The sequence below is a fragment of the Pseudomonas sp. YNh genome, assembly GCF_037993085.1.
In the GTDB taxonomy this organism is placed as follows: Bacteria; Pseudomonadota; Gammaproteobacteria; order Pseudomonadales; family Pseudomonadaceae; genus Aquipseudomonas; species Aquipseudomonas putida.
Map to the genome: position 1 here is coordinate 108,126 of NZ_JBBMRJ010000011.1, position 26,382 is coordinate 134,507.

General features: G+C 62.9%; 22 protein-coding genes. 10 read left to right on the forward strand and 12 right to left on the reverse strand.

Going from position 1 to position 26,382, the window contains the following annotated elements; translation table 11 throughout:
* Positions 1-112 precede the first annotated feature (112 nt).
* Together WF331_RS13925 and hglS are read left to right on the forward strand one after the other, a co-directional pair.
* On the forward strand, positions 113-1,003 hold the full coding sequence (locus WF331_RS13925; protein WP_049275904.1) for a LysR family transcriptional regulator: 891 nt from the start codon (positions 113-115) through the stop codon (positions 1,001-1,003).
* Positions 1,004-1,143: 140 nt separating this feature from the next.
* Positions 1,144-2,538, forward strand: coding sequence for a 2-oxoadipate dioxygenase/decarboxylase HglS (gene hglS, locus WF331_RS13930; protein WP_059394531.1), 1,395 nt, complete (start codon positions 1,144-1,146; stop codon positions 2,536-2,538).
* 113 nt (positions 2,539-2,651) lie between these two features.
* On the opposite strand, the gene WF331_RS13935 is transcribed toward hglS, so the two are convergent.
* Positions 2,652-3,578 carry a LysR substrate-binding domain-containing protein gene (locus WF331_RS13935; RefSeq protein WP_016502207.1) on the reverse strand — a complete coding sequence of 309 codons (927 nt, stop codon included), beginning with the start codon at positions 3,576-3,578 and terminating at the stop codon, positions 2,652-2,654.
* Between the two features lie 156 nt (positions 3,579-3,734).
* On the opposite strand from WF331_RS13935, the gene WF331_RS13940 reads away from it, so the two are divergent.
* On the forward strand, positions 3,735-5,123 hold the full coding sequence (locus WF331_RS13940; protein WP_016502208.1) for a NorM family multidrug efflux MATE transporter: 1,389 nt from the start codon (positions 3,735-3,737) through the stop codon (positions 5,121-5,123).
* A gap of 81 nt (positions 5,124-5,204) precedes the next feature.
* Here WF331_RS13940 and WF331_RS13945 read toward each other — a convergent pair whose 3' ends face one another.
* A complete protein-coding gene (locus WF331_RS13945) occupies positions 5,205-6,872 on the reverse strand; it encodes a putative bifunctional diguanylate cyclase/phosphodiesterase (RefSeq protein WP_016502209.1) in 1,668 nt (555 codons plus the stop codon).
* A 294-nt stretch (positions 6,873-7,166) separates the two neighbouring features.
* Between WF331_RS13945 and rep the strand changes: the two genes are divergently transcribed.
* On the forward strand, positions 7,167-9,176 hold the full coding sequence (gene rep, locus WF331_RS13950; protein WP_016502210.1) for a DNA helicase Rep: 2,010 nt from the start codon (positions 7,167-7,169) through the stop codon (positions 9,174-9,176).
* A gap of 64 nt (positions 9,177-9,240) precedes the next feature.
* On the forward strand, positions 9,241-9,813 hold the full coding sequence (locus WF331_RS13955) for a xanthine phosphoribosyltransferase (RefSeq protein ID WP_003253535.1): 573 nt from the start codon (positions 9,241-9,243) through the stop codon (positions 9,811-9,813).
* Positions 9,814-9,936: 123 nt separating this feature from the next.
* Here WF331_RS13955 and WF331_RS13960 read toward each other — a convergent pair whose 3' ends face one another.
* From WF331_RS13960 to dadA, 6 genes are all read right to left on the reverse strand, one after another.
* Positions 9,937-11,793: an acetyl-CoA hydrolase/transferase C-terminal domain-containing protein gene (locus WF331_RS13960; protein ID WP_340623007.1), complete on the reverse strand. Its 1,857-nt coding sequence runs from the start codon at positions 11,791-11,793 to the stop codon at positions 9,937-9,939.
* Positions 11,794-11,929: 136 nt separating this feature from the next.
* A complete protein-coding gene (locus WF331_RS13965) occupies positions 11,930-12,835 on the reverse strand; it encodes an RHS repeat-associated core domain-containing protein (protein ID WP_445324680.1) in 906 nt (301 codons plus the stop codon).
* 222 nt (positions 12,836-13,057) lie between these two features.
* On the reverse strand, positions 13,058-13,462 hold the full coding sequence (locus WF331_RS13970) for a c-type cytochrome (protein WP_041168151.1): 405 nt from the start codon (positions 13,460-13,462) through the stop codon (positions 13,058-13,060).
* A 154-nt stretch (positions 13,463-13,616) separates the two neighbouring features.
* Complete coding sequence (locus tag WF331_RS13975; protein ID WP_016502213.1) at positions 13,617-14,165, reverse strand: cupin domain-containing protein; 549 nt, start codon at positions 14,163-14,165, stop codon at positions 13,617-13,619.
* A gap of 109 nt (positions 14,166-14,274) precedes the next feature.
* On the reverse strand, positions 14,275-15,348 hold the full coding sequence (gene alr, locus WF331_RS13980; protein WP_340623008.1) for an alanine racemase: 1,074 nt from the start codon (positions 15,346-15,348) through the stop codon (positions 14,275-14,277).
* Positions 15,349-15,492: 144 nt separating this feature from the next.
* Positions 15,493-16,797 (reverse strand): D-amino acid dehydrogenase, encoded by a 1,305-nt coding sequence (gene dadA / locus WF331_RS13985; RefSeq protein ID WP_016502215.1) that lies wholly within the window; start codon positions 16,795-16,797, stop codon positions 15,493-15,495.
* Between the two features lie 156 nt (positions 16,798-16,953).
* Here dadA and dadR point away from each other — a divergent pair, with 156 nt between their 5' ends.
* Positions 16,954-17,442 carry a transcriptional regulator DadR gene (gene dadR, locus WF331_RS13990; protein ID WP_003258963.1) on the forward strand — a complete coding sequence of 163 codons (489 nt, stop codon included), beginning with the start codon at positions 16,954-16,956 and terminating at the stop codon, positions 17,440-17,442.
* Positions 17,443-17,444: 2 nt separating this feature from the next.
* Here dadR and WF331_RS13995 read toward each other — a convergent pair whose 3' ends face one another.
* On the reverse strand, positions 17,445-17,798 hold the full coding sequence (locus tag WF331_RS13995; RefSeq protein ID WP_016502216.1) for a YkgJ family cysteine cluster protein: 354 nt from the start codon (positions 17,796-17,798) through the stop codon (positions 17,445-17,447).
* A 207-nt stretch (positions 17,799-18,005) separates the two neighbouring features.
* On the opposite strand from WF331_RS13995, the gene WF331_RS14000 reads away from it, so the two are divergent.
* Entirely contained in the window at positions 18,006-19,298 is a 1,293-nt protein-coding gene (locus WF331_RS14000; RefSeq protein WP_340623009.1) for an NAD(P)/FAD-dependent oxidoreductase, read from the forward strand.
* Positions 19,299-19,340: 42 nt separating this feature from the next.
* Here WF331_RS14000 and WF331_RS14005 read toward each other — a convergent pair whose 3' ends face one another.
* The gene (locus WF331_RS14005) at positions 19,341-19,571 is read right to left on the reverse strand and encodes a DUF1127 domain-containing protein (RefSeq protein ID WP_016502218.1); all 231 of its coding nucleotides are present in this window, start codon (positions 19,569-19,571) and stop codon (positions 19,341-19,343) included.
* 178 nt (positions 19,572-19,749) lie between these two features.
* Between WF331_RS14005 and WF331_RS14010 the strand changes: the two genes are divergently transcribed.
* Both WF331_RS14010 and WF331_RS14015 read left to right on the forward strand, forming a co-directional pair.
* Positions 19,750-21,180, forward strand: coding sequence for an aminotransferase-like domain-containing protein (locus WF331_RS14010; RefSeq protein WP_340623010.1), 1,431 nt, complete (start codon positions 19,750-19,752; stop codon positions 21,178-21,180).
* Positions 21,181-21,239: 59 nt separating this feature from the next.
* Positions 21,240-22,793 (forward strand): phospholipase D family protein, encoded by a 1,554-nt coding sequence (locus WF331_RS14015; RefSeq protein WP_340623011.1) that lies wholly within the window; start codon positions 21,240-21,242, stop codon positions 22,791-22,793.
* 129 nt (positions 22,794-22,922) lie between these two features.
* Here WF331_RS14015 and WF331_RS14020 read toward each other — a convergent pair whose 3' ends face one another.
* Together WF331_RS14020 and WF331_RS14025 are read right to left on the reverse strand one after the other, a co-directional pair.
* Positions 22,923-24,062 (reverse strand): MFS transporter, encoded by a 1,140-nt coding sequence (locus tag WF331_RS14020; RefSeq protein ID WP_016502221.1) that lies wholly within the window; start codon positions 24,060-24,062, stop codon positions 22,923-22,925.
* Positions 24,063-24,264: 202 nt separating this feature from the next.
* Positions 24,265-25,758 (reverse strand): aldehyde dehydrogenase, encoded by a 1,494-nt coding sequence (locus tag WF331_RS14025; RefSeq protein WP_016489812.1) that lies wholly within the window; start codon positions 25,756-25,758, stop codon positions 24,265-24,267.
* 196 nt (positions 25,759-25,954) lie between these two features.
* On the opposite strand from WF331_RS14025, the gene WF331_RS14030 reads away from it, so the two are divergent.
* Positions 25,955-26,314, forward strand: coding sequence for a cupin domain-containing protein (locus WF331_RS14030; RefSeq protein ID WP_016502222.1), 360 nt, complete (start codon positions 25,955-25,957; stop codon positions 26,312-26,314).
* Positions 26,315-26,382 lie beyond the last annotated feature (68 nt).

The following is a 26,382-nucleotide window of genomic DNA, read 5'->3' on the forward strand; positions in this document are numbered from 1 at the left end:
TGGGGTGGAAAAATGATGTGGATCAGTATTAATCCGATCACATAGGTACAACAAACGACCTTTATTCCGCATATCATTCCGTCAGGTAATGATTTGAGCCGCAGAGACCGCTATGTCCAAACGCCTGGTGCCATCCATGACCGCCCTGCAGTGCTTTGAAGCTGCAGCCCGCCATTTGAGCTTTACCCGTGCCGCCGAAGAACTGCACCTGACCCAGAGCGCCGTCAGCAAGCAGGTGGCGCAGCTTGAAGACATGCTGCGCCACCACCTTTTCCTGCGCATCCGGCGGCGCTTGCAACTGACCCCAGCCGGCAGCCTGTACCTGGCCGAGGTCAACAAGATCCTCACCCAGGTGGATATGTCCAGCCGCTACGTGCTCACCTACGGCGAGCAGACCGAGATATTGAAGGTAGCCACTCAACCGAGTTTTGGCGTGCGCTGGTTGATCCCGCACCTCAAGGGTTTTGGCAAACGCCACACCAACATCCACCTGGACATCCGCAACGAGATGGAGCCGTTCGCCCTGCTGCAGGGCTCGGCGGACGTGGTGTTCTTCTATGGCCAAGGCACGTGGCCGGGGGCCACCTGCGTGGAGCTGTTCCGTGAGGAAGTAGTGCCGGTGTGTGCGCCGGAGCTGCTGGCCGGGCGCACGCTGGGCGATGCTGCAGACCTGGCCGACCTGGTGCTGCTGCAAAGCACTTCGCGGCCGGAGGCCTGGCATGAGTGGTTCCTGGAGCTGGGATTGCAGAGCGTCAGCGCCTACCACGGTCCGCGCTTCGATACGTTCTATATGGCGTTGAGCGCGGCACAGGCCGGTTGCGGGGTGGCGCTGGTGCCGCGTTACCTGGCGGCGAAGGAACTGGCGGAAGGGAGCCTGGTGGTGCCGTGGAACCATGCGATGCGCAGTGCCGGGGCGCATTACCTGGCGTATGCCGAGCATGCGGCGGAGGTGCCCAAGGTGCGGGCGTTGGTGGAGTGGATTCAGGAGCAGCTTCAGCCTTGAGATTGCCGGGGCCGCTTTGCGGCCCCAATGGCCCTGAAGGTCGATCAAAAAAGGAATGACACACTCACTTTTTTTCGCTTGTGAGCCAAGTGCATTCCCAGCTTTCATGTAAGCGTCCGAACCCAACCAGGAAGCTAGCGATGCCCGCCCACGATTTCGTCAGCCCAGACAGCATCCGCGCGCAGTTCTCTGCCGCCATGTCGCTCATGTACAAACAGGAAGTGCCGCTGTACGGCACGCTGCTGGAGCTGGTGAGCGAAATCAACCAGCAGGTCATGGCCCAGCAGCCCAAGGTTGCCGAAGCCCTGCGCTGGACCGGCGAAATCGAGCGCCTGGACCACGAACGCCACGGCGCCATCCGCGTCGGCACCGCTGAAGAACTGGCCACTATCGCCCGCCTGTTTGCCGTCATGGGCATGCAACCGGTCGGCTACTACGACCTGAGCTCCGCCGGCGTGCCGGTGCACTCCACCGCTTTCCGCGCAGTACACGAGCAGTCGCTGCACGTCAGCCCGTTCCGTGTGTTCACCTCGCTGCTGCGCCTGGAGCTGATCGACAACCCGCAGCTGCGTGAGCTGGCACAGAGCATCCTGGCCAAGCGGCAGATCTTCACCACCCGCGCCTTGGAACTGATCGCCCAGTGCGAGCGCGATGGCGGCCTGAACGCAGCCGATGCCGAAGCGTTCGTGCAGGAAGCGCTGCACACCTTCCGCTGGCACCATGACGCCACCGTCACCGCCGAGCAGTACCAGCAACTGCACGACCAGCACCGCCTGATTGCCGATGTGGTGGCCTTCAAGGGCCCACACATCAACCACCTCACCCCACGCACCCTGGACATCGATGCGATCCAGCTCGGCATGCCGGCCAAGGGCATCCCGCCGAAGGCCGTGGTCGAAGGCCCGCCCACCCGCCGCCATCCGATCCTGCTGCGCCAGACCAGCTTCAAGGCCTTGCAGGAAAAGGTCGCGTTCAGCGACCAGCAGGGTAGCGAAGGCAGCCACACCGCGCGCTTTGGCGAGATAGAGCAACGTGGCGCGGCCCTGACGCCGAAAGGCCGCCAGCTGTACGACAAGCTGCTCGACGCCACCCGCGCCGCCCTGGGTGGCGCACCGGCCGAAGCCAATGCCGAGCGCTACATGACCTTGCTCAAAGATACCTTTGCCGAATTCCCGGATGACCTGGCGCAGATGCGTGAACAGGGCCTGGCGTACTTCCGCTACTTTGCCACTGAGAAAGGCCTGGCTGCACGTGACCAGGAGGGCCGCCCGACCACCCTGCAAGGGCTGATCGACGCTGGCCATGTGCATTTCGAAGCGCTGGTGTATGAGGACTTCCTGCCGGTGAGTGCGGCGGGGATCTTCCAGTCCAACCTGGGCGACGATGCACAGGCCGAATACGGCAGCAATGCCAACCGCGATGCGTTCGAAGCGGCGCTCGGGCTGCCGGTGCAGGATGAGCTGGCGCTGTATGCGCAAAGCGAGCGCCGCTCGCTGCAGGCCTGTGCGCAGGCGTTGAACCTGGGTTCGATGTAAAACCGTACGGGCCTCTTCGCGGGCTTGCCCGCTCCCACAGGTAATACACAGTATTGAAGCCTGTGCGATCCGTGTGGGAGCGGGCGAGCCCGCGAAGAGGCCGGTACGGGCGATCAGAGAGGCGGCAGGATTTCCACATCCGGCAAATCCATCGCCGCCACCTCGTCTGCCAGAAAATCACTCAAGCGCCGCAACCGTTCGCCACCCGGCCGGGTGCGCGGCCATACCAGGTAGTAGTCCATCCCACTGGGCACTGCTGTCGGCCAAGGCAGGCTCAACCGCCCCTGCGCCACATCTTCGGCCACCATCAGCAAATCACCCATGGAAATCCCGTAGCCCCGTGCAGCGGCAATCATGCCCAGCTCCAGGGTGTCGAACACCTGCCCGCCCTTGAGCGAAACCTTGTCGCCAAGCCCCATGCGCTCCAGCCATTCCCGCCAGTCACGCTTGTCTACCGTGGGGTGCAGCAGTTCGATAGAGGCCAGCCGGCCCACGTCCCAAGGCTCTTCGTCGAGCAGGTCCGGCGCACCGACCGGGATCAGCAACTCCGGAAACAGCTTGCGCACCTCCCACTCCGCCGGGAACACGCCGTCGCTGAGCAACACTGCGCAATCGAACGGTTCCTGGTTGAAGTCCACATGGTCGACGTCCATCCATGCGCTGGTCAGCTGCACTTCGTTGCCCGGTTGCAGGTGGCGGAACCGGCTAAGGCACGCCAGCAACCAGCGCATGGTCAGGGTCGATGGGGCTTTCATGCGCAAGATGTCATCTTCGCCGCGCAAGTTATCGCAGGCCCGCTCCAGCGCCGCAAAGCCTTCGCGCACCCCGGGCAACAGCACCCGCGCCGCTTCGGTCAACTGCAGGCTGCGGCCACTGCGCACGAACAGGCGGCAGGCAAAGTGCTCTTCCAACGTACGGATATGCCGGCTGACAGCACTTTGGGTAATCGACAGCTCTTCGCCCGCACGGGTGAACGAGCAAAGCCGTGCAGCAGCTTCGAATGCGCGCAGGGCATACAACGGAGGGAGCTGTCGGGACATGAGGCACCTGCCATACGGGACTGTGGAGCGAATCACCAATGAGCATATATACATGAGTCAGACTCATGCCAAGGATCGCTTTTATCCTTTTGTGCAAAGTTGACCGAAGCCTCAGAATCGCCCTTCGTTGTTTTCCCCAGGAAAAAGGACCACCCCATGCATGTCGCGCCCACCACAGAACTCAAGGCTTTGCTGCGCCTGGCCGGGCCGCTGATCGCCTCGCAGTTGGCGCACATGCTGATGGTGCTGACCGACACCCTGATGATGGCCCGTATCAGCCCGCAAGCGCTGGCCGGTGGCGGCCTGGGCGCGGCAAGCTACTCATTCGTGTCGATCTTTTGCCTGGGCGTGATCGCTGCGGTCGGCACGCTGGTGGCGATCCGCAAGGGCGCCAACGACATCGAAGGTGCCACCCGCCTGGCACAGAACGGCGTGTGGCTGGCCTGGGGCCTGGCGCTGATCGCCGCGCTGGCCCTCTGGAACCTTGAGCCGGTACTGCTACTGTTCGGGCAACAGCCCGAAAACGTTGCCTCGGCCGCCGAATTCCTCACCCTGCTGCCGCTGGCGCTGCCCAGTTACCTGACCTTCATGGCCTTGCGTGGCTTTACCAGCGCGCTGGGTCGCTCGACCCCGGTGATGGTGATCAGTGTGGTCGGCACGGTGCTCAACTACCTGTTCAACGTGGCGTTGATCGAAGGCATGTTCGGGCTGCCAAAGCTGGGCCTGATGGGCATCGGCCTGGTCACCGCAGTGGTATCGCTGGGCATGGCCATCGCCCTTGCCCTGTACATCCGCTGGCATTCGGCCTACGCCGCCTACCCGCTGCGCAAAGGCCTGTCACGCCCGTCGCTGCCAGCCCTGCGCGAGCTGTGGCGGCTGGGCCTGCCAATTGGTGGTACCTACATGGTGGAAGTGGGCCTGTTCGCCTTCGCCGCGCTGTGCATGGGCGTGCTGGGCAGTACCGAACTGGCGGCACACCAGATCGCCCTGCAGATCGTGTCCACGGCGTTCATGGTGCCGACGGGCTTGTCCTATGCGGTGACCATGCGCGTGGGCTTGTACTACGGCGCTGGCAACCTGCTGGCGGCGCGCAGTGCCGGGCGCGTGGGTATCGGGTTCGGGGCAATGATCATGTTTGCCTTCGCCGCCCTGTTCCTGCTGCTGCCCGAAGCGCTGGTGGGGCTGTTCATCGACCGCAATGACCCGGCCTTTGCCGCGATCTTCCAGGTGGCCGTGCAATTGTTGATGGTGGCGGCGTGGTTCGAGCTGTTCGATGGCATGCAGACGATTGCCATGGGCTCGATCCGTGGCCTGAAAGATGCCAAGACCACCTTCCTGATCGGGCTGGTGTGCTACTGGCTGGTGGGGGCGCCGAGCGCCTGGTTGTTCACCTTTACCCTGGGCGGTGGGGCGGTGGGGATCTGGTGGGGGCTGGCGCTGGGGCTGGCGTGTGCGGCGGTGGCGCTGACCTTTGGCTTTGAGTGGCGGATGAAGCGGCTTTTGAGAAAGGCGGTGGCGCGCGCAGGGGCTGCTGCTTCGGCCTGACTTCAGGGCCTCTTCGCGGGCACGCCCGCTCCCACAGGGTTGCGCGGTCCCTGTGGAAGCGGGCGTGCCCGCGAAAGGGCCCTAAAGGACAGCATCCAACTGACAGCCAGGCACCTTCAGCAAAAAATCGATCAACTCCCCGACCGGCAGCGGCTTGCTGACCAAAAAGCCCTGCACCTGATCACAGCCAAACCCACGCAACAACGCCAGCTGCTCTTCGCTCTCCACCCCCTCGGCCACCACTTCGAGGTTGAGGTTGTGCGCCAGGTTGATCATGGCGTGCACCAGCTTGCGGTTTTCCTCGCGCATTTCCATTCCCGCGACAAAACTGCGGTCCACCTTCAGCAAAGTGATCGGCAAGCTGTTGAGGTGTACGAACGAAGAAAACCCGGTGCCGAAATCGTCGAGCGAGAAGCGCACGCCCAGCCGGCCGAGGGCGTCCATGGTCTGGCGTACCAGCTCGTTGCGGCGCATCACCGCCGTTTCGGTCAGTTCGAATTCCAGCCAGCGGGCGTCCACGCCATGCTCAAGGATCAGGCGACTCAGGGTGGCTAGCAGCTGGCTGTCCTGGAACTGGCGGAAACTCAGGTTGACCGCCATGTGCAGCGGCTCCAGGCCGCGCTCGCACAGCGCCTGCATGTCGCGCAGCGCGCGGGAAATCACCCAGTAGCCCAAGGGCACGATCAGGCCGCTCTGCTCGGCCAAGGGCACGAATTCGCTGGGCGGTAACAGCCCGCGTTCGGCATGGCGCCAGCGCACCAGCGCCTCCAGGCCGACAATGCGCCCGTCGGCCAGGTCGAGCCGCGGCTGGTAATGCAGCTCCAGCTCGTCACGGCGCAGCGCGCGGCGCAGCTCGCTTTCCAGGTCGGCAAGGCTGCGGGCGTTGCGATTGATGCGTTCATTGAACACATGGAAGGTGCAGCCCTGGCTGCCCTTGGCCTGGCGCATGGCGATGTGCGCATGCCACATCAGCGGGTCGGCACCGCTCTGCGCGCGGGCATGGGCCAGGCCCAGGCTGCAACCCAGCAGCAGGCTTTCGCCGTCGATCCAGTAGGGTTCGGCCAGGGCCTCGACGATGCGCTCGGCAATCCACTCGGCACGGTTGGCGTCGCGGCGGGTGTCGATCAGCAAGGCGAACTCGTCGCTGCCCAGGCGAGCCAGCTGGTCGCCTGCTTCGAGCTGGTTTTGCAGCCGCGCCACCACCTGCAGGATCAAGCGGTCGCCGCTCTGGTGGCCGAGCGCATCGTTGACGTGGCGGAAGTTGTCCAGGTCCAGGTGGCCCAAGGCAATGCCACGGCCCTCGTTCTCGGCCAGGCGCGCGGTCAGCAAGGCCTGGAAGCCCTGGCGGTTGGCGATGCCGGTCAGTGGGTCCTGTTCGGCCAAGCGCTGCAAAGTGGCCACCAGCACCCCGCGTTCGCGCACATGGCGCAGCGAGCGGCGCAGGGTGTCGGCATTGAGCTGGTCGCGTACCAGCCAGTCGCTGACGGCGCTGGGCGCCACCTCGGGCTCGTGGTCCAGCAGCAGAATAGTTGGCAGCTCGCAGCGCCCAGGCACCGGCTGCAAGGCCGGAGTTGCCAGCACCACGGCCTGGCGATCATGGCTGAACAGGCTATCGACCGAGTCCCAGTCAGGCGCGGTCAGCAGCACGGCACTGCCGTTAAGGGCAGGCATGCAGGCGTGCAACAAGGCGGCCCATTGCGGCTCATCAGCCAACAGCAGCAAACGCAAAGGTTCGACAGGCGTGGACAAGCGGGCTCCTTAGGACTTCACGGTGCAACGATATCTGCCAGTATGCTACTGCATTAATGAAAATGATTTTCACTTTTATACATGCATTTGCGGGCGTAGCATCCCGACGTATTTTGTCGTGCATCGTGCTCGAAACCAGACGAGCCGGCAAATATGATTTTTTCAGTTGCTAGCATTAGTGGCGCTAATAATGAGGCGGACAAAAGTCTGACTCAGACGTCAGACGGTCGCGCCACAACCGCCCCATGCCTGTTAGAATGCGCGGCTATTTTCTGGCGACCCCCGGTTTCTAGCATGTCCCGACTCAATCCCAGGCAGCAAGAAGCCCGTGACTACGTCGGCGGCCCTCTTTTGGTGCTCGCCGGTGCAGGTTCGGGCAAGACCAGCGTGATCACGCGCAAGATTGCCCACCTCATCCAGAACTGCGGCATCCGTGCCCAGTACATCGTGGCGATGACCTTCACCAACAAGGCCGCACGCGAGATGAAGGAGCGGGTCGCCACCCTGCTGCGCCCGGGGGAAGGCCGTGGCCTGACGGTGTGTACCTTCCACAACCTGGGCCTGAACATCATCCGCAAGGAGCACGACAAGCTGGGCTACAAGCCAGGCTTCTCGATCTTCGACGAGTCCGACATCAAGGCGTTGCTGTCGGACATCATGCAGAAGGAATACTCCGGCGACGACGGCATCGACGAGATCAAGAACATGATCGGTGCCTGGAAGAACGACCTGGTCCTGCCACCCGAGGCCCTGGAAAAGGCGCGCAACCCGCGCGAGCAGACCGCCGCCATCGTCTACACCCACTACCAGCGCACGCTCAAAGCGTTTAACGCGGTGGACTTCGACGACCTGATCCTGCAGCCGGTCAAACTGTTCCAGGAGCACCCCGAGGTACTGGAGCGCTGGCAGAACCGCGTGCGCTACCTGCTGGTGGACGAATACCAGGACACCAATGCCAGCCAGTACCTGCTGGTGAAAATGCTGATCGGCATGCGCAACCAGTTCACCGTGGTGGGTGACGACGACCAGTCGATCTATGCCTGGCGTGGTGCCCGCCCCGAAAACCTGATGCTGCTCAAGGAGGACTACCCCTCCCTGAAGATCGTCATGCTCGAGCAGAACTACCGCTCCACCAGCCGCATCCTGCGCTGTGCCAACGTGTTGATCGCCAACAACCCGCACGCGTTCGAGAAACAGCTGTGGAGCGAGATGGGCGTGGGCGACGAGATCCGCGTCATCCGCTGCAAGAACGAGGAAGCCGAGGCCGAACGCGTGGCCATGGAAATCCTCACCTTGCACCTGCGCACCAATCGCCCGTACAGCGATTTCGCAATCCTCTACCGCGGTAACTACCAGGCCAAGCTGATCGAACTGAAGCTGCAGCACCACCAGGTGCCGTATCGCCTGTCGGGCGGCAACAGCTTCTTCGGCCGCCAGGAGGTAAAGGACCTGATGGCCTACCTGCGCCTGTTGGTGAACCCGGACGATGACAACGCCTACCTGCGGGTAATCAACGTACCGCGCCGCGAAATCGGCTCCACCACCCTGGAAAAGCTCGGCAACTATTCCACCGAGCGCGGCATTTCTATGTACGCCGCCAGCGAGGAACTGGGCCTGGGTGAGCACCTGGACGCCCGCTACACCGAGCGTTTGCAGCGCTTCAAGCACTGGCTCGACGGGGTACGCCACAAGGTAGCCCTGGAAGACCCGATTGCCGCGCTGCACGAGATGATCCGCGATATCGACTACGAGAACTGGATCCGCCAGCAGACCGCCAGCGACAAGGCGGCGGAGTTCCGGATCAGCAACGTCTGGTTCCTGGTCGAAGCGCTGAAAAACACCCTCGAGAAAGACGAAGAGGGTGACATGACCATCGAGGACGCCATCGGCAAGCTGGTGTTGCGTGACATGCTCGAGCGTCAGCAGGAAGAAGAAGAGAACGCCGAAGGTGTGCAGATGATGACCCTGCACGCCTCCAAGGGCCTGGAATTTCCCTACGTGTTCATCATGGGCATGGAAGAGGAAATCCTCCCGCACCGCTCCAGCATCGAGGCCGACACCATCGAAGAGGAACGCCGCCTGGCCTACGTGGGCATTACCCGCGCGCGCCAGACCCTGGCCTTCACCTTCGCTGCCAAGCGCAAGCAGTACGGTGAAATCATCGACTGCACGCCCAGCCGGTTCCTTGACGAACTGCCTCCGGACGACCTGGCCTGGGAGGGCCTGGACGATGCGCCGGTCGAGGTAAAGGCCGCACGCGGCAACAACGCCCTGGCCGATATCCGGGCAATGCTCAAACGCTGATCAACCATTACTCTTAAACTTTGCCGCTATTTGCGGCCACCTTTGCTACATCGAGGAAAACAAAGTGGAAGCACTGCATCAGAAGATTCGCGAAGAAGGCATCGTGCTTTCCGACCAGGTTCTCAAAGTCGACGCGTTTCTCAACCACCAGATCGACCCTGCTCTGATGCAGTTGATCGGTGACGAGTTCGCCCGCTTGTTCGCCGACGCCGGCGTGACCAAGATCGTCACCATCGAAGCCTCGGGCATTGCCCCGGCGGTGATGACCGGCCTGAAGCTGGGCGTACCGGTGATCTTTGCGCGCAAGCACCAGTCGCTGACCCTTACCGAGAACCTGCTGACTGCCTCGGTGTACTCCTTCACCAAGCAGACCGAGAACACCGTGGCCATTTCGCCACGCCACCTCAACAGCAGCGACCGCGTGCTGGTGATCGACGACTTCCTGGCCAACGGCAAGGCGTCGCAGGCGCTGATCTCGATCATCAAGCAAGCCGGTGCCACCGTGGCCGGCCTGGGTATCGTGATCGAGAAGTCGTTCCAGGGCGGCCGTGCCGAGCTGGACAGCCAGGGCTACCGCGTTGAATCGCTGGCCCGGGTGAAGTCGCTGGAAGGCGGCGTGGTCAGCTTCATCGAGTAAGCCTGTACCGGCCCCATCGCCGGCAAGCCAGCTCCCACAGGTACTGCACAAGGCTCGGCCTCTGTGAAACTCCTGTGGGAGCTGGCTTGCCGGCGATGGGCTGCAAAGCAGCCCCGGCAATCTTCAGGTCGCCGCCAACCCTGCCAGCAAAAGCCGCTGATACAGCTCTTCCTTCAATCCCTGCGGAGCGCCCAGCCCCATCCGCTCCAGGTGCCCTTGATACCCCTCCGGCCCCGGCGCATCCAACGCTGCCTTGCCCAGCTCCAGCACCTCGCTCAGCTTGAACTTGCTCTTCAACCAGTTCAGCGCCCGCAACAGGTCGCGCTCTTCAGCTGTGAAGTCCGTCCCCATCGGATACTCCGGGAACAGCCGCGCATGCCGCGCCCTGATCGCCTCCAACCGCTGCGGCGTATTGTCAGTAAAGCGAGCGTCCAGCTCAAAACTCTTGGGCAGCTTGCCGGCCTCTTTTGCCTGCTCGATGAGCCCCTGCTGGAAACGCGAATCGCTCACTGCCAGCAACCGTGCAATCACCTCGCTGTCGGTTTGCCCGCGCAAATCCGCAATGCCGTATTCGGTCACCACGATATCGCGCAGGTGCCGAGGTATGGTGCAGTGGCCATACGTCCAGAACAGGTTTGAGGTCACCTCCCCGCCTGCCTCGCGCCAGCTGCGCAGCAGCAGAATCGAGCGCCCTCCCTCTAGCGCATGGCCTTGGGCGACGAAGTTGTACTGCCCGCCCACGCCACTGAGCACGCGGCCGTCTTCCAGCTGATCGGCCACCCCGGCGCCGAGCAAGGTCATGGCGAACGCCGTGTTGATGAAGCGCGCATCGCGGCGCTGACGTCGCTTGAGTTCTTCCTGCCCGTACAGCTCGTTGATGAAGCTGATACGGGTCATGGCAAAACGTGCGCGCTGTTCGAGTGGCATCTCCCTTAACCGCTGGTAGAACGCCTGCGGGCCAAGGAAAAAGCCGCCATGCACCACTGGCCCCTGCTCATCGGCCGGGCGCCGCAGCAGGCCTGCTTCGGCCAGTACCAGCAGGCCATTGACGAACATCTCGCTGCAGCCGTACAGGCCTTGGGCAAACGTCCCCAGCCCCCCTTCGCGCTCGATCAGCGCATGCCACGGGCCCGTATCCAGCTCGTCGAGCAAGGCGCGGTAGCCTGCATTGTCACCCTGGCGGGCCAGCAACGCGGCGGCAACTGCATCGCCCATGGCACCGATGCCGATCTGCAGGGTGCCGCCATCGCGTACCAGTGTGCTGGCGTGCAGGCCGATGCAGTGGTCCTGGGTGCCCACCGGCATGTTCGGTGTGGAGAACAGGCGACGTTGCTCGGCCTCGTCGATCAGCAGGTCGAACGCATCGATGGGCAGTTCCGCATCGCCGGGCATGTAGGGCAGTTCGGCGTGCACCTGGCCGAGCATGAGTATGGTCTCGCCGGCCGCACGGCGCTTGGCGATCATCGGCAGCAGGTCGAGGGTGATGTCGGGGTTGCAGGCAAGGCTCAGGTGAACAGGCTTTTCAGGTGTGGCGGCCACCAATTGCGCGACCAGGTTCAGGCCCTTGGCGTTGATGTCGCGTGCGGCGTGGCTGTAGTTGCTGCTGATGTAATCCTGCTGGGCAGCCTCGCTGTGTAGCAGGCTGCCGGGCTGCATGAAAAACTGCTCGACGCGGATGTTCGGCGGCAGGCTGGCGTTGCGCAGGTCGGCGAGGTAGTCGAGCTCTTCGTAGTCGGCGAAGACGCGCTCGACGAAGGGTTCGAGAAAGCGCCGCTGCAGGCCATCGCCCAATGGCGGGCGGCCGAGGGACAGCGCGGTGTAGATAGTCAGGCGCCGTTCGGGCAGCTCACGCACCCGGGCGTAGAGGGCGTTGACGAAGGCATTGGGCTTGCCCAGGCCCAGCGGCAGGCCCATGTGGATGTGGGCTGGCAGGCGGGACAAGACCTGCTCGACAGCCTGGTCGATGGAGCAGAGGTGCATCGGGGCCTCCTGAGACATCCATGGGTTCAGGGGTTGGACATGGCACTGGCGGGTTGGTTGCCTGTACCGGCCTGCTCTTCGACAGCCTTGACCGAAGAGAACAGCATTCCGAACTGCCATGGCCTTCGGGGGACGACTACATGCGGGAGGAAGACCATAACCGCCAATTTTCATCTGGAGGCGAATTCATAAACTTTTCGAATGTATCGCTGAGCACCAGTGGAAATTTGACTTCGCGCCTCACAATAACATTTTTATAGGCTGACTCAAGAATCACCATTTCCTCCCTATTGGGCAATTTAAAATGCTTTCCATGAACCCACTCGCTAAAATTCTTTGCGTAGACTCCGTATATTCTGCCATCCTTACCAGCGTAAATACTGGCAACATTGACATATGGCGAAGTATAAAATCCATGCCCATACCACATTACCGTGCCATGGCGAGAATTAAGCCCTGACAGCAGCGTTTTCTCAGCATTCGGGCGCCTGCTGCCGTGATACCCAATCAATTCATAACCTGCAGGAATCTTAGCATCCTGATTGATTGTTATCTTATTGATGGCGGGTGAAAAATTCTCTTCGATTTTTGTATGAACCCTAGTTTCACTAATGTAGCTGCCCCCGTACGAATTTACTTTCCCCGGGCCTTTTGCCGTCCTATGGTTCCCCCGTCTCGATAACGACAAGGCTAATTTTTTTATCGAAACATTTCCCTGTGGGTCGTGACGATTTACAGGGTCACCCAAACAATACGCATATGAATTCAATCCACCCGCTGCGAAAGGGCTCATCCTGTCCGAGCTAATGAAACGCATCAATGTTGGGTTGAATGCTCGACGACCATTGCCCAATAGATAACAGTCTGTAACAGGATCCCGTCGGTCACCATTAAAACCGAGCAGGGTCTGTGAAATTGAGAGATAGCCATACGGCAAATAGCCAGGATGCCCACGGGCAGCGCCGGGCATCAGCCTTTGCGGCTGCGCCCGACTGCCTGCAGCCTGCTCTGAACAGTTATTGCTCTCCCAGCCCGAATCCATTGCAACGCACCTACCAGCACAATGACAAGCTTAAGCATTCTCCTGAAGCCCGAAAAACAAAACTGGTAAAAATGCTAGTTATACAGTCACCCGACTCGGACCTAAGCGGGCACCTGCGCATCCATAGATTCAGGGATGGGGCATGGCATTGGCGGGCCAGCACAGGCACCACAAATACAAAGCCCGCCATCAACGGCGGGCCTGATGCAATTCAGCTGTGTCTTACAGCCCGGACATCTTCTTGATCGCCCCTTTCAGGTCGTCATCCGAGCAGTCCGCGCAAGTGCCTTTGGGTGGCATGGCGTTGATGCCGGTAATGGCCTTGGCCAGGATGCCATCCAGGCCGCCCTGATGGTCAGCGCGTTCTTTCCACGCGGCGGTATCGCCAATCTTCGGCGCGCCGAGCAGACCGCTGCCATGGCAAGCATTGCAGTGCTTGGCGATGATCTCATCTGGGGTCTTGGCACCCCCGCCCCCCGCTGCAACAGCCACTTCCATGCCTTTGCATTCCTGGCCCTGGACGCACACCTGGCCAACCGGCTCCAGGCGTTTGGCAATGTCGTCATTGGTCGCAGCGGTTGCGCTCATTGCCCAGAGGGCGAATACGGCTGCTGGTACGGCCAGCATCTTCTTGATTTGGTTCACGCGAACACCCTCATGGTGGCTAATCACGCTCGCGGCCACGGAACGGCGAGCGTTGAAAAGTATAGCGGGAACCCAGAGGCCGTGAAACGACCCTACACGGGAAAGGGGTATTGCCGAATCAATGCACTGCGCTGGATCAAAAGTTTGAAGGCGTTGCCGCACTGATCAGGCGCGCAGGCTGGTTGAAAGGGTTGCGAAAGCGGTGCGGGCGGGTGCTTTCGAAGTAGTAGCTGTCGCCTTCTTCAAGGATGAAGATCTCGTTGCCGACCACCAGCTCCAGCCGCCCTTCGAGCAGGATGCCGGTTTCCTCGCCGTCATGGGTGAGCATCTCGGCACCGGTGTCGGCACCTGGCGGATACACCTCGGTGAGAAACGCGATGGCACGGTTGGGGTGCGACTTGCCGACCAGCTTCATGGTCACCGCGCCATCCGAGATATCAATCAGCTCGTGGGCCTTGTAGACGATTTGCGCGGGGCTTTCAGGTTCCAGCTCGACGGAAAAGAACTCGACCATGGACATGGGAATGCCGCTCAACACCTTGCGCAGCGAGCTGATAGAAGGGCTCACGCTGTTCTTCTCGATCATCGAGATGGTGCTATTGGTCACGCCGGCACGCTTGGCGAGTTCACGCTGGGACAGGCCCTTGAGCTTGCGGATGACTTGCAGTCGTTCGCCGACGTCCAAAGCTGGAGCCTCCTGAAACGGTGGTAAAGGGGGTGGATGTGAACGATATCATGGCAATGCCGTTCAGTATTTACAACACACCGCCCTGCAACCTGTCCGCTTCAGCGTTTCATTCGCCGATGTAGTCCCGAGGTACCCGTTTCAGATTGCAGAAGATCTGGTAGGGAATGGTGCCCGCTTGCGCGGCTACTTCGCTGGCCAGCACCTGCTTGCCCCACAATTCGACCGGGCTGCCGACGGTGGCTTGCGGCACGTCGGTCAGGTCGATGTTGAGCATGTCCATCGACACCCGGCCGATCAGCTGGGTGCGCTGGCCGGCGACCAGCACCGAGGTGCCGTTGGGCGCCTGGCGTGGGTAGCCATCGGCATAGCCCATGGCGACCACGCCAACACGGGTTGGCCGTGGGCTGACGAACTTGGCGCCGTAGCCCACCGGCTCGCCGGCAGGCAGCTCGCGCACGCTGATGACCCGCGATTGCAGGGTCATCACCGGTTGCAGGCGTGCGGCCTGGGCCTGGGGCACTTCGAACGGCGTGGCACCGTACAGCATCAGGCCTGGGCGTACCCAATCGCCGGGCGCTTGCGGCCAGCCCAGCACGCCGGGCGAGTTACGCAGGCTGCACTCGGCAGCCAGGCCCTGGCGGGCGGCTTCGAACACGGCGATCTGCTGGGCGGTGGCGTCGGCATCCAGTTCGTCAGCGCGGGCAAAGTGGCTCATCAGCACGATGCGCGAAACCTTGCCGCTGGCCAGCAGGCGCTGGTAGGCGTCGTGGTAGTCCTTGGGGTGCAGGCCGACGCGGTGCATGCCGCTGTCCAGCTTCAGCCAAATGGTGAGCGGCTTGTGCAGCTGGGTTTTCTCGATGGCTTCCAGCTGCCACAGCGAGTGCACCACGCACCACAGGTCGTGCTCGGCAACCAGCGCCAGCTCGCTGGCTTCGAAGAAGCCTTCCAGCAACAGCACCGGAGCCTTGATACCGGCGGCGCGCAACTCCAGCGCCTCTTCGATGCAAGCCACGGCAAAGCCGTTGGCTTCGGCCTCCAGGGCCAGGGCGCAGCGTACGGCACCGTGGCCATAGGCGTCGGCCTTGATCACTGCGAGGGCTTTGGCACCGGTCAGTTCACGGGCCAGACGGTAGTTGTGGCGCAGGGCCTGGAGGTCGATCAGGGCGCGGGCGGGACGCATGGCGGCTGCCTTATGGTGGTTCGGGTTGAAATCGGTGTTGGATTCTTCGCGGGCTCGCCCGCTCCCACAGGAGCATCACAGGTATTGAAAACTGTGCAGTACCTGTGGGAGCGGGCGAGCCCGCGAAAAGGCCGGTACAGGCTATTACTGCTGGTGAACCGGCGCGCCCTGCCCTTGCTTGGTCGCTTCCCGGCTGTTGCCATAACGGGAAATGTCCAGGCCTTCGGCACTGATCTGCGGTTTCTTGCGCGCAATCAGGTCGGCCAGCAGGCGACCGGAGCCGCACGCCATGGTCCAGCCCAGGGTACCGTGACCGGTGTTCAGGAACAGGTTGCGGAACGCCGTGGCACCAACGATCGGCGTGCCGTCCGGGGTCGCCGGGCGCAGGCCGGTCCAGAAACTGGCCTGGCTCAGGTCACCACCGCGAGGATAAAGGTCGTTGACGATCATCTCCAGCGTTTCGCGCCGACGCGGGTTCAGCGACAGGTCAAAACCGGCAATTTCAGCCATGCCGCCAACCCGGATACGGTTGTCGAAACGGGTGATCGCGACCTTGTAGGTCTCGTCGAGAATGGTCGAAGTCGGGGCCATGTCGCCGTTGGTGATCGGTACGGTCAGCGAGTAGCCCTTCAGCGGGTACACCGGCGCCTTGATGCCCAGGGGCTTGAGCATCTGCGGCGAGTAGCTGCCCAGCGCCAGCACGTAGCGGTCGGCGGTTTCCAGCTTGCCGTCGATCCACACGCCATTGATGCGGTCGCCCGCGAAGTCCAGGCGTTGGATGTCCTGGCCAAAACGGAACTCCACACCCAGCTTGATGGCCATGTCGGCGAGCTTGGTGGTGAACATCTGGCAGTCGCCGGTCTGGTCGTTAGGCAGGCGCAGGGCGCCGGCCAGAATGTCCTTCACGCCAGCCAGGGCGGGTTCGACCCGGGCAATACCCTCGCGGTCCAGCAGTTCGTAAGGCACGCCAGACTGCTCGAGCACGGCAATATCCTTGGCCGCGGCATCCACCTGGGCCTGGGTGCGGAACAGCTGGGTGGTACCCAAAGAGCGGCTTTCGTAGGCAATGCCGGTTTCGGCGCGCAGTTCGTCCAGGCAGTCGCGGCTGTACTCGGACAGGCGCACCATGCGCTCCTTGTTCACCGCGTAACGGCTGGCGGTGCAGTTGCGCAGCATCTGCGCCATCCACAGGTACTGGTCGACGTCGCCGGTGAGCTTGATGGCCAGGGGAGCGTGGCGCTCCAGCAGCCACTTGATGGCCTTCAGCGGCACGCCTGGGGCGGCCCAGGGCGAGGCATAGCCGGGCGAGATCTGGCCGGCGTTGGCAAAACTGGTTTCCATGGCCACCGCCGGCTGGCGGTCGACCACCGTCACTTCGAAACCTTGCCGGGCCAGGTAGTAGGCACTGGCGGTTCCGATTACACCGCTACCAAGTACCAGAACTCGCATCGTTATATCCCTCACACGCGGCACGCCGCAGACTTTTATTGATATGGCATGAATGGGCGCAGTATAGGAATTTGAGACCAGTGCAATTCACTATATAAAAGCCTATTATTGGCGAGAATTCTCGGCAAAATCGCCTTTCACGGAGGGGCATCCCCTATGAGAACCCAGCACCAGAGCAAGCGTGAACTGGACAAGATCGACCGTAACATCCTGCGGATCCTGCAGAATGACGGGCGTATTTCCTTCACCGAACTGGGCGAGAAAGTTGGGCTGTCCACCACCCCTTGCACCGAGCGGGTACGCCGCCTGGAGCGCGAGGGCATCATCATGGGCTACAACGCCCGCCTGAACCCGCAGCACCTCAAGGGCAGCCTGCTGGTGTTCGTGGAAATCAGCCTGGACTACAAGTCGGGCGACACCTTCGAGGAGTTCCGCCGCGCGGTCTTGAAGCTGCCCCACGTGCTGGAATGCCACTTGGTGTCAGGTGACTTCGACTACCTGGTGAAGGCGCGCATTTCGGAGATGGCGTCGTACCGCAAGCTGCTTGGCGACATCCTGCTGAAGCTGCCGCACGTGCGCGAATCGAAGAGCTACATCGTGATGGAAGAGGTGAAAGAAAGCCTCTGCCTGCCGATCCCGGACTGAGGCTAGACCAGCACCTGCCGGGTTGTGGCGATGAACTGGTGCACGAGTTGCTCGGCTGCTGGCTCGATCATCGGCTCAGGGCCACGGCCACGCGGGCAGGCCATGCGTGGCGTGGTGCCAAACAGGCGGCAGATCATCGGGCGCTCTTCATACACCGTACAACCGTTGGGGCCCAGGTGCACACAGTCCAGGCGCTCCAGGGCAGCTGCCTGCTCGGCCTGGGACTTGCGCGGCAGGCGGGCCATTTCTTCTGTCGACGTGGTGACCGGGCCGCAGCAGTCGTGGCAGCCGGGCTCGCACTCGAACGAGGGGATGAGTTCGCGCAGGAAGTGGATCTTGTGGCGGTTGCAGGACATGACCAAGTACAAAGCTGATGGAAAAGTTGGATTATAAGCCCATTCGCAGGCTTGCCCGCTCCCACAGGTAACTCGCAGGTCTCAGATTGTAGAGTACCTGTGGCAGCGGGCGAGCCCGCGAACGAGGGCGCAGCCCTCGCCTTGTTGCCCACTACCCCACCCCGACTTATCCTCCTCCCCTAGCCCACCAGCCTCAGGACCAACCCCATGATCCACAGCGCGCAGCATGCCGCCTCCTACTACGCCGCCAGCAGCGCGCCACACCCTGACTACTCCTTCCTGCAGGGCGAGCACAGCGCCGATGTATGCATCGTCGGCGGCGGCTACTCGGGCCTGAACACTGCCATCGAACTGGCCGAACGCGGCCTGTCGGTCATCCTGCTGGAAGCGCGCAAACTGGGCTGGGGCGCCAGCGGGCGCAATGGCGGGCAGTTGATCCGCGGCGTCGGCCACGGCCTGGAACAGTTTCTGCCGGTGATAGGCGAGGAAGGCGTGCGCAGCATGAAGCTGATGGGCCTGGAGGCCGTGCAGATCGTCCGCGAGCGGGTCGAGAAGCATGCCATCGCCTGCGACCTGACCTGGGGCTACTGCGACCTGGCCAACAAGCCGGCCGAGCTGCTGGGCTTTGCCGAAGACGCCGAAGAACTGCGCAGCCTGGGTTACGCGCATGAGCTGCGGCTGGTCGGCAAGGACGATATCCACAGCGTGGTCGGCGCCGACTGCTATGTGGGCGGGCTGATCGACATGGGCTCCGGCCACCTGCACCCGCTCAACCTGGCCTTGGGTGAAGCGGCCGTGGCCAGCAGCCTGGGCGTAAAGCTGTTCGAGCAGTCCGAGGTTACCCGCATCGACTACGGCCCCGAAGTGCAGGTGCATACCGCCCAGGGCCGGGTACGCGCCAAGACCTTGGTACTGTGCTGCAACGCCTACCTCAATGGCCTCAACCGCGAGCTGGGCGGCAAGGTGCTACCGGCCGGCAGCTACATCATCGCCACCGAACCGCTCGGCGAAGAGCGCGCCCGCACGTTGCTGCCACAGAACATGGCGGTATGTGACCAGCGCGTGGCGCTGGATTACTACCGCCTGTCCGCCGACCACCGCCTGCTGTTCGGCGGTGCCTGCCACTATTCAGGCCGCGACCCGAAAGACATCGCCGCCTACATGCGCCCGAAGATGCTCCAGGTGTTCCCGCAGCTGGCCGACGTGCGCATCGACTACCAGTGGGGCGGCATGATCGGCATTGGCGCCAACCGCCTGCCGCAGGTGGGCCGCCTGGCCAGCCAGCAGAACGTGTATTACGCCCAGGCTTACTCAGGCCATGGGCTCAACGCCACCCACCTGGCCGCGCGCCTGCTGGGCGAGGCCATCAGTGGCCAGGAAAGCGGGCGTTTCGATCTGTTCGCCAAAGTGCCGCATATCACCTTCCCCGGCGGCAAGCACCTGCGCTCGCCGCTACTGGCGCTGGGCATGCTGTGGCACAGGCTTAAAGAGCTGATCTGAAAACTGACGCGGTCGGTGTAGGACCGGCCTTGCGTCTCGTTGTTAGTCTTTCCAGAAGGGTTTACGCCCTTCGGTACGGGCCTGCTCCCAGCTCAGCCCGACATCGCGCAACTCGTCATCCGTCAGCTGCAGCAGCGCCCTACGGGTGTGCCAGCGATGCAGCATCAGCCCCCAACGCCCAAGCCCTTCCGGCGCGTTGAATACCTTGGCCTGCTGCCCGGCTTCCAGTTCCCTGGCCATCAGTTGCAAGCGCACATCGCTCATGCCGCCCATCACCGCACCCTCTCGTTCAGTTGATACCGTGGAGACAGGATGCGCGTCGGCACCATCGACAATACAGATCCAATACAGCCTTATTATTCCCATACAGAATTGGCCGTCGGCCGACTGAATGCTGTATTTTCAGCCCAACTGTACCGGTCGCTATGCCAATGCAGCGCAGGAGTATGCCGTGACCCTCTACCTGAACCTGGCCGAACTGCTCGGCGCCCGTATCGAGCAAGGCCTGTATCGCCCCGGCCAGCGCCTGCCATCGGTGCGCGCCCTGAGTGTGGAACACGGAGTAAGCCTGAGCACCGTGCAGCAGGCCTATCGCATGTTGGAAGACGGCGGCATGGTCTCGCCCAAGCCCAAATCCGGCTACTTCGTCAGCGACCGCCGCCACCTGCCAGCGCTGCCCGCCGTCAGCCGCCCGGCCCAGCGCCCGGTGGATATCTCGCAGTGGGAACAAGTGCTGGAGCTGATCCGCAGCACGCCGCGCCAGGATGTGGTCCAGCTCGGCCGTGGCATGCCCGACATCAACAGCCCTACCCTCAAGCCGCTGTTGCGTAGCCTGGCTCAGCTGAGCCGGCGCCAGGACATGCCTGGCCTGTATTACGACAACATCCACGGCAACCTGGCCCTGCGTGAGCAGGTGGCGCGGCTGATGCTCGACTCCGGTTGCCGCCTGAGCCCGGCCGACCTGGTCGTGACCACCGGTTGCCACGAGGCGCTGTCGTGCAGCATTCGTGCGGTTTGCGAGCCAGGCGACATCGTCGTGGTCGACTCGCCCAGCTTCCACGGTGCCATGCAAACCCTGAAGGGCCTGGGCATGAAGGCGCTGGAAATCCCCACAGACCCGGTGACCGGCATCAGCCTGGAGGCGTTGGAACTGGCGCTGGAACAGTGGCCGATCAAGCTCATCCAGATCACCCCCAGCTGCAACAACCCGCTCGGCTACATCATGCCCGAGGCCCGCAAGAAGGCCCTGCTGAGCCTGGCCCAGCGCTACGACGTGGCGATTCTGGAGGACGATGTGTACGGCGACCTGGCGTACACCTACCCGCGCCCGCGTACGCTCAAGTCGTTCGACGACGATGGCCGCGTGCTGTTCTGCAGCTCGTTTTCCAAGACCCTCGCTCCCGGCCTGCGTGTAGGCTGGGTGGCGCCCGGGCGCTACCTGGAGCGGGTGCTGCACATGAAGTACATCAGCACCGGCAGCAGCGCCAGCCAGCCGCAGCTGGCCATCGCCGACTTCATCGCCGGCGGCCACTACCAGCCCCACGTGCGGCGCATGCGCAGCCAATACCAGCGTGGCCGAGACCTGATGAGCGAATGGGTAAACAGCTACTTCCCGCCGGGCACCCGCGTCAGCCGCCCCCAGGGTGGCTTCATGCTGTGGGTGGAACTACCCGAACATTTCGATACGCTGCGCCTGAACCGGGCTTTACTGGAGCAAGGTGTGCAAGTTGCGGTGGGCAGCATCTTCTCGGCCTCGGGCAAGTTTCGCCACTGCCTGCGCATGAACTTCGCCGCGCGGCCGACGCCGCAGATCGAGGCTGCCGTGCGCAAGGTAGGGGAAACCGCCCTTCGTCTACTGGATGAAGAAAGCGCTCACGCGTAACTTTGCGCCGCCCGCCACGGTCCAACCCCAAAGCCCTTGCTGCACAGGACGATCCACCCTTGAGACTCCAGCACGCCTTGCCTCTGCTGCTGGTGCTGCTGCTCGGCCTTGCCGGCTGCGCCAGCGTCAGCTCGCCCCGCGAAACCAGCCAGGCGCTGCCCGCCAATGACTCCGCCTTCGGCCGCTCGGTACTGCGCCAGGCAGCACCCTACGGCGGCCGTTCGGGCTTTCGCCTGCTGCCCAACAGCAATGAAGCGTTCCGCGCCCGTGCCGAACTGATCCGCAACGCCCAAGCGAGCATCGACCTGCAGTACTACATCGTCCACGACGGCCTCAGCACCCGCGCCCTGGTGCATGAACTGCTGCGTGCCGCCGACCGTGGCGTGCGTGTGCGCATCCTGCTGGACGACACCACCAGCGATGGCCTGGACACCATCATGGGCACCCTCGATGCCCACCCCAACATCCAGATCCGCGTGTTCAACCCGCTGCACCTGGGCCGCAGCACAGGCGTAACGCGCGCCATGGGCCGGCTGTTCAACCTGTCGCGCCAGCACCGGCGCATGCACAACAAGCTGTTCCTGGTGGACAACAGCATGGCAATTGTCGGCGGGCGTAACCTTGGCGACGAGTATTTCGATGCCGAGCCCAACCTCAACTTCACCGACATCGACCTGCTGGGTATAGGCCCGGTGGCCGAGCAGTTGGGGCACAGTTTCGACCAATACTGGAACAGCGCCCTCAGCCGGCCGATCACCGACTTCCTCTGGCGTGAGCCGGATGCCAACGACCTGCGTGCCAGCCGCCATCGCCTGGAAGTGTCCCTGGCCGAGGCGCGCACCCAGCGCAAAGCCCTGTATGACCGCTTGATGGCCTACCAGTCGCAACCGCGCCTCGATGTGTGGCGCAACGAGCTGATCTGGGCACACGCCCAAGCGCTATGGGATGCCCCAAGCAAGGTGTTGGCTGACGACGAGCCAGACCCGCAACTGCTGCTGAGCCAGCAACTGGCACCAGACCTGGCCAACGTGCACCACGAGCTGATCCTGGCTTCGGCCTACTTTGTGCCGGGTGAACCGGGGCTGCTGTACCTGACCGGCCGCGCCGACGCCGGCGTTTCGGTGAAACTGCTGACCAACTCGCTGGAAGCCACCGACGTGCCGGCGGTGCATGGCGGCTATGCACCCTATCGCCGGGCCTTGCTTGAGCACGGGGTGGAGCTTTACGAGCTTCGCCGCCAGCCAGGCGATCCCAGCGCAGGGCGGTTGAGCTTCCGTGGTAGCTCGGATTCGAGCCTGCACACCAAGGCGATCGTTTTCGACCGGCGCAAGACCTTCATAGGCTCGTTCAACTTCGACCCACGTTCAGTGCTGTGGAACACCGAGGTCGGGGTGCTGGTAGACAGCCCGGAGCTGGCCGAATACACACGCGAACTGGCCCAACAGGGCATGGCGCCCGCGCTGAGCTATCAGGTGAAATTGATGGGTGACAAGCTGGTGTGGGCCACCGAGGACAATGGCCAGCGGCACGTACTGACGTCTGAACCGGGTGGGATGTGGCGGCGGTTCAATGCCTGGATCAGCAAGGCGGTTGGCTTGGAGAAGATGTTGTAGCCGCTATCGTTGGGGCTGCTTCGCAGCCCATCGCGACACCAGGCCGCCCCCACAAGGGTACGGTGTACACCGATCAATGTGGGAGCGGCCTTGCGTCGCGAAAGGGCCGCAAAGCGGCCCCAAAATCCATCAGGCAGAAACCGGTTCAAACGCCCCACGCCGCTGAGTCAACACCACCAGCCCCGCAGCCCCCGCCGCCATCAGCCACAGCAGCGCATGCCCACTGACCCACTGGCTCCCCGCCCCCGCCAGCAACGGCCCGAGCAGGCAACCAATACCCCACAGCTGCGCAACATGGGCGTTGGCCCGCACCAGCGCATCATCACGGTAGCGCTCGCCAATCAGCACCAGCGACAAGGTGAACAAGCCCCCTGCACTGGCCCCGAACAACACCCACAATGGCCAGATCGCCGGGGTATGCAGCAAGAGCGGAATCGCCAGGCTGGACACCAGCAACGTCACCGCGCAGCCGGTGAACAGGGTGCGGCGCGACATATGATCGGCCAACGCGCCGATGGGCAACTGCAGCACCGCATCCCCCACCACCACGGTACTGACCATGAACAGGGCGATCTCGGTGGTGAAGCCCTGCTGCAGGCAATACACCGGCAGCAAGGTAAGGATCATCGCCTCGAACGAAGCGAACAGGGCAATGGCCCAGGCGATCACCGGCAAACGCCGGCAGAAACGGAACAGGTCGCCGAAGGTAACGTTGCAGGCTTCCGTGCTCGGTGCACCGCCACGCCCCAGCAGGATCAGCGGCGCGACCAGCAGCAGGCCCGTCGCGGCCCAGAAACCGAAGTCGTCATCGGAGCCGAGAAAGCCCAGCACCAGCGGCCCGGCCAGCTGGCTCAAGGCGTAGCTGCTGCCGTACAACGCCACCAGGCGGCCACGCCACTGCTCGACCACCAGCTGATTGATCCAGCTTTCGCCGAGGATGAACACCACGGTCAGGGACATGCCGATCATCAGCCGCAGCAGCAGCCACAGCGGGTAGCTTGGCAACAGGGCCAGCAGGCCGATCGACAGCGCCCCACCCCACAGGCACAGGCGCATCGCCGAGGGCACGCCAACCCAGCCTGCCAGGCGGCTGGCCAGGCTGGCACCGGCCAGTACGCCCAGCGCCGGCATCGCCGCCATCACACCGATGGCAAAGCTGCCGTAGCCCCAGGCCTCCAGGCGCAGGGACACCAGCGGCATGCTCACGCCAAGCGCCAGCCCGACACTGAGCACCGATGCCAGTACGGCGAAGTAGGTACCCCAACGCATTGCAGCCTCCCAGGCAGAATTCGTGAACAGCAAAAACGACGAAGCCGGGTCAGCGTGAGCCGACCCGGCTATTGTTGGGGCTGCTGTGCAGCCCATCGCCGGCAAGCCGGGCTCCCACAGGTACAACGGAGGCCTTGCGGGCTGCGAAGAACCTGTGGGAGCTGACTTGCCGGCGATTGGGCCGCAACGCGGCCCCCTGGAGTTACAGCTTGATCCAGGTCGCCTTCAGCTCGGTGTATTTCTCCAGCGCATGCAGCGACTTGTCACGGCCGTTGCCCGACTGCTTGAAGCCACCGAACGGTGCGGTCATGTCGCCGCCGTCGTACTGGTTGACCCAGACGCTGCCAGCGCGCACGGCACGGGCGGTCTTGTGGGCCTTGGAAATGTCCGACGTCCAGATGCCAGCGGCCAGGCCGTATGGCGTGTCGTTGGCAATGGCGATGGCCTCTTCGGCGGTGTCGAAGGCAATCACCGACAGCACCGGGCCGAAGATTTCTTCTTGGGCAATGCGCATGGCATTGGTCACGCCGTCGAAGATGGTCGGCTCGACGTAGGTGCCGCCAGTCTCTTCCAGGGTGCGCTTGCCGCCGGCCAGCAGCTTGGCGCCGTCCTTGTGGCCAGCCTCGATGTACGACAGCACGGTGTTCATCTGCTGGGTGTCAACCAGGGCACCAACAGTGGTCTGCGGGTCCAGCGGGTTGCCTGGCTTCCAGCCTTTCAGGGCCTCGACCACCATCGGCAGGAACTTGTCCTTGATCGAACGCTCGACCAGCAGGCGCGAGCCTGCGGTGCACACTTCGCCCTGGTTGAAGGCGATGGCGCTGGCAGCGGCTTCGGCAGCAGCTTGCAGGTCCGGCGCGTCGGCGAAGACGATGTTCGGGCTCTTGCCACCGGCTTCCAGCCAGATGCGCTTCATGTTCGATTCGCCTGCATACACCATCAGCTGCTTGGCGATCTTGGTCGAACCTGTGAACACCAGGGTGTCGACGTCCATGTGCAGGGCCAGGGCCTTGCCTACGGTGTGGCCATAGCCTGGCAGCACGTTCAGCACGCCAGCCGGGATACCGGCTTCGATCGCCAGTTGGGCGATGCGGATGGCGGTCAGCGGCGATTTTTCGGACGGCTTGAGCACCACCGAGTTACCGGTAGCCAGCGCTGGGCCGAGTTTCCAGCAGGCCATCAGCAGCGGGAAGTTCCACGGTACGATGGCACCGACCACACCTACCGGCTCGCGGGTAACCAGGCCAAGCTGGTCGTGCGGGGTCGGGGCGACTTCGTCGTAGACCTTGTCGATGGCTTCGGCAGTCCAGTGAATGGCTTGCGCCGCACCCGGGATGTCGATGCTGGAGGAGTCGCCAATCGGCTTGCCCATGTCCAGGGTTTCAAGCAGCGCCAGCTCTTCAACGTTCTTGCGCAGCAGGTCGGCGAAGCGGATCAGCTTGGCCTTGCGCTTGGCCGGGGCCAGCTGCGACCACACGCCAGCGTTGAAGGTGGCGCGGGCGTTTTCCACAGCACGGTTGGCATCGGCCAGGTCGCAGCTGGCAACCTTGGCCAGGAAGCGTCCGTCGACCGGGCTCAGGCACTCGAAGGTTTCACCGGATGCGGCATCGGTGTATTCGCCGTTGATGAAGGCGCGGCCTTCGATCTTCAGTTGCTGGGCACGTTGTTCCCAGTCCGCACGGGTCAGGGTAGTCATACGAAACTCCTCCTCTTGTTTAGGTGCAACGCCGCACTGAGGACTCACAGGCGTTGTCAGAATTCTGGCCGGGCGACGAGCGCACACTGGCAAGCGATACCCTAAACCAGCCGGTGTAAACTATCAATATATTTGACACGAAAGGCTCAAAAGCCTACTGATGTTCATTTTATTAAACAAAAACAGGAGCCGCACCATGAGAATCGACAGCATCATCGACTTCGCGCAGGTCATCACCGAGGCCGAACGCTACCGCCCGGCGGCGGAAAAAATCCTCAAGGGCGAGCCAGACCAAGCGGTCTATAACCACTACTCCAGCCCTTGCGGGCAGTTTGCCGCGGGCGTATGGGAAGGTGAGGTGGGGCAGTGGACGGTGAACTACACCGAGCACGAGTACTGCGAGATCGTCCATGGCGTTTCGGTGCTGCGCGACCAGGACGGTGGTGCCAAGACCCTGCGTACCGGTGATCGGTTTGTCATCCCGGCCGGTTTCAAGGGCACCTGGGAGGTGCTGGAGCCTTGCCGCAAGATCTATGTGATGTTCGAGCAGAAATGATCTGACGCCCGTGCAGCCATAAAAAAACCCGCGTCCTTTCGGATGCGGGTTTTTTTCAGGTCGCCGAT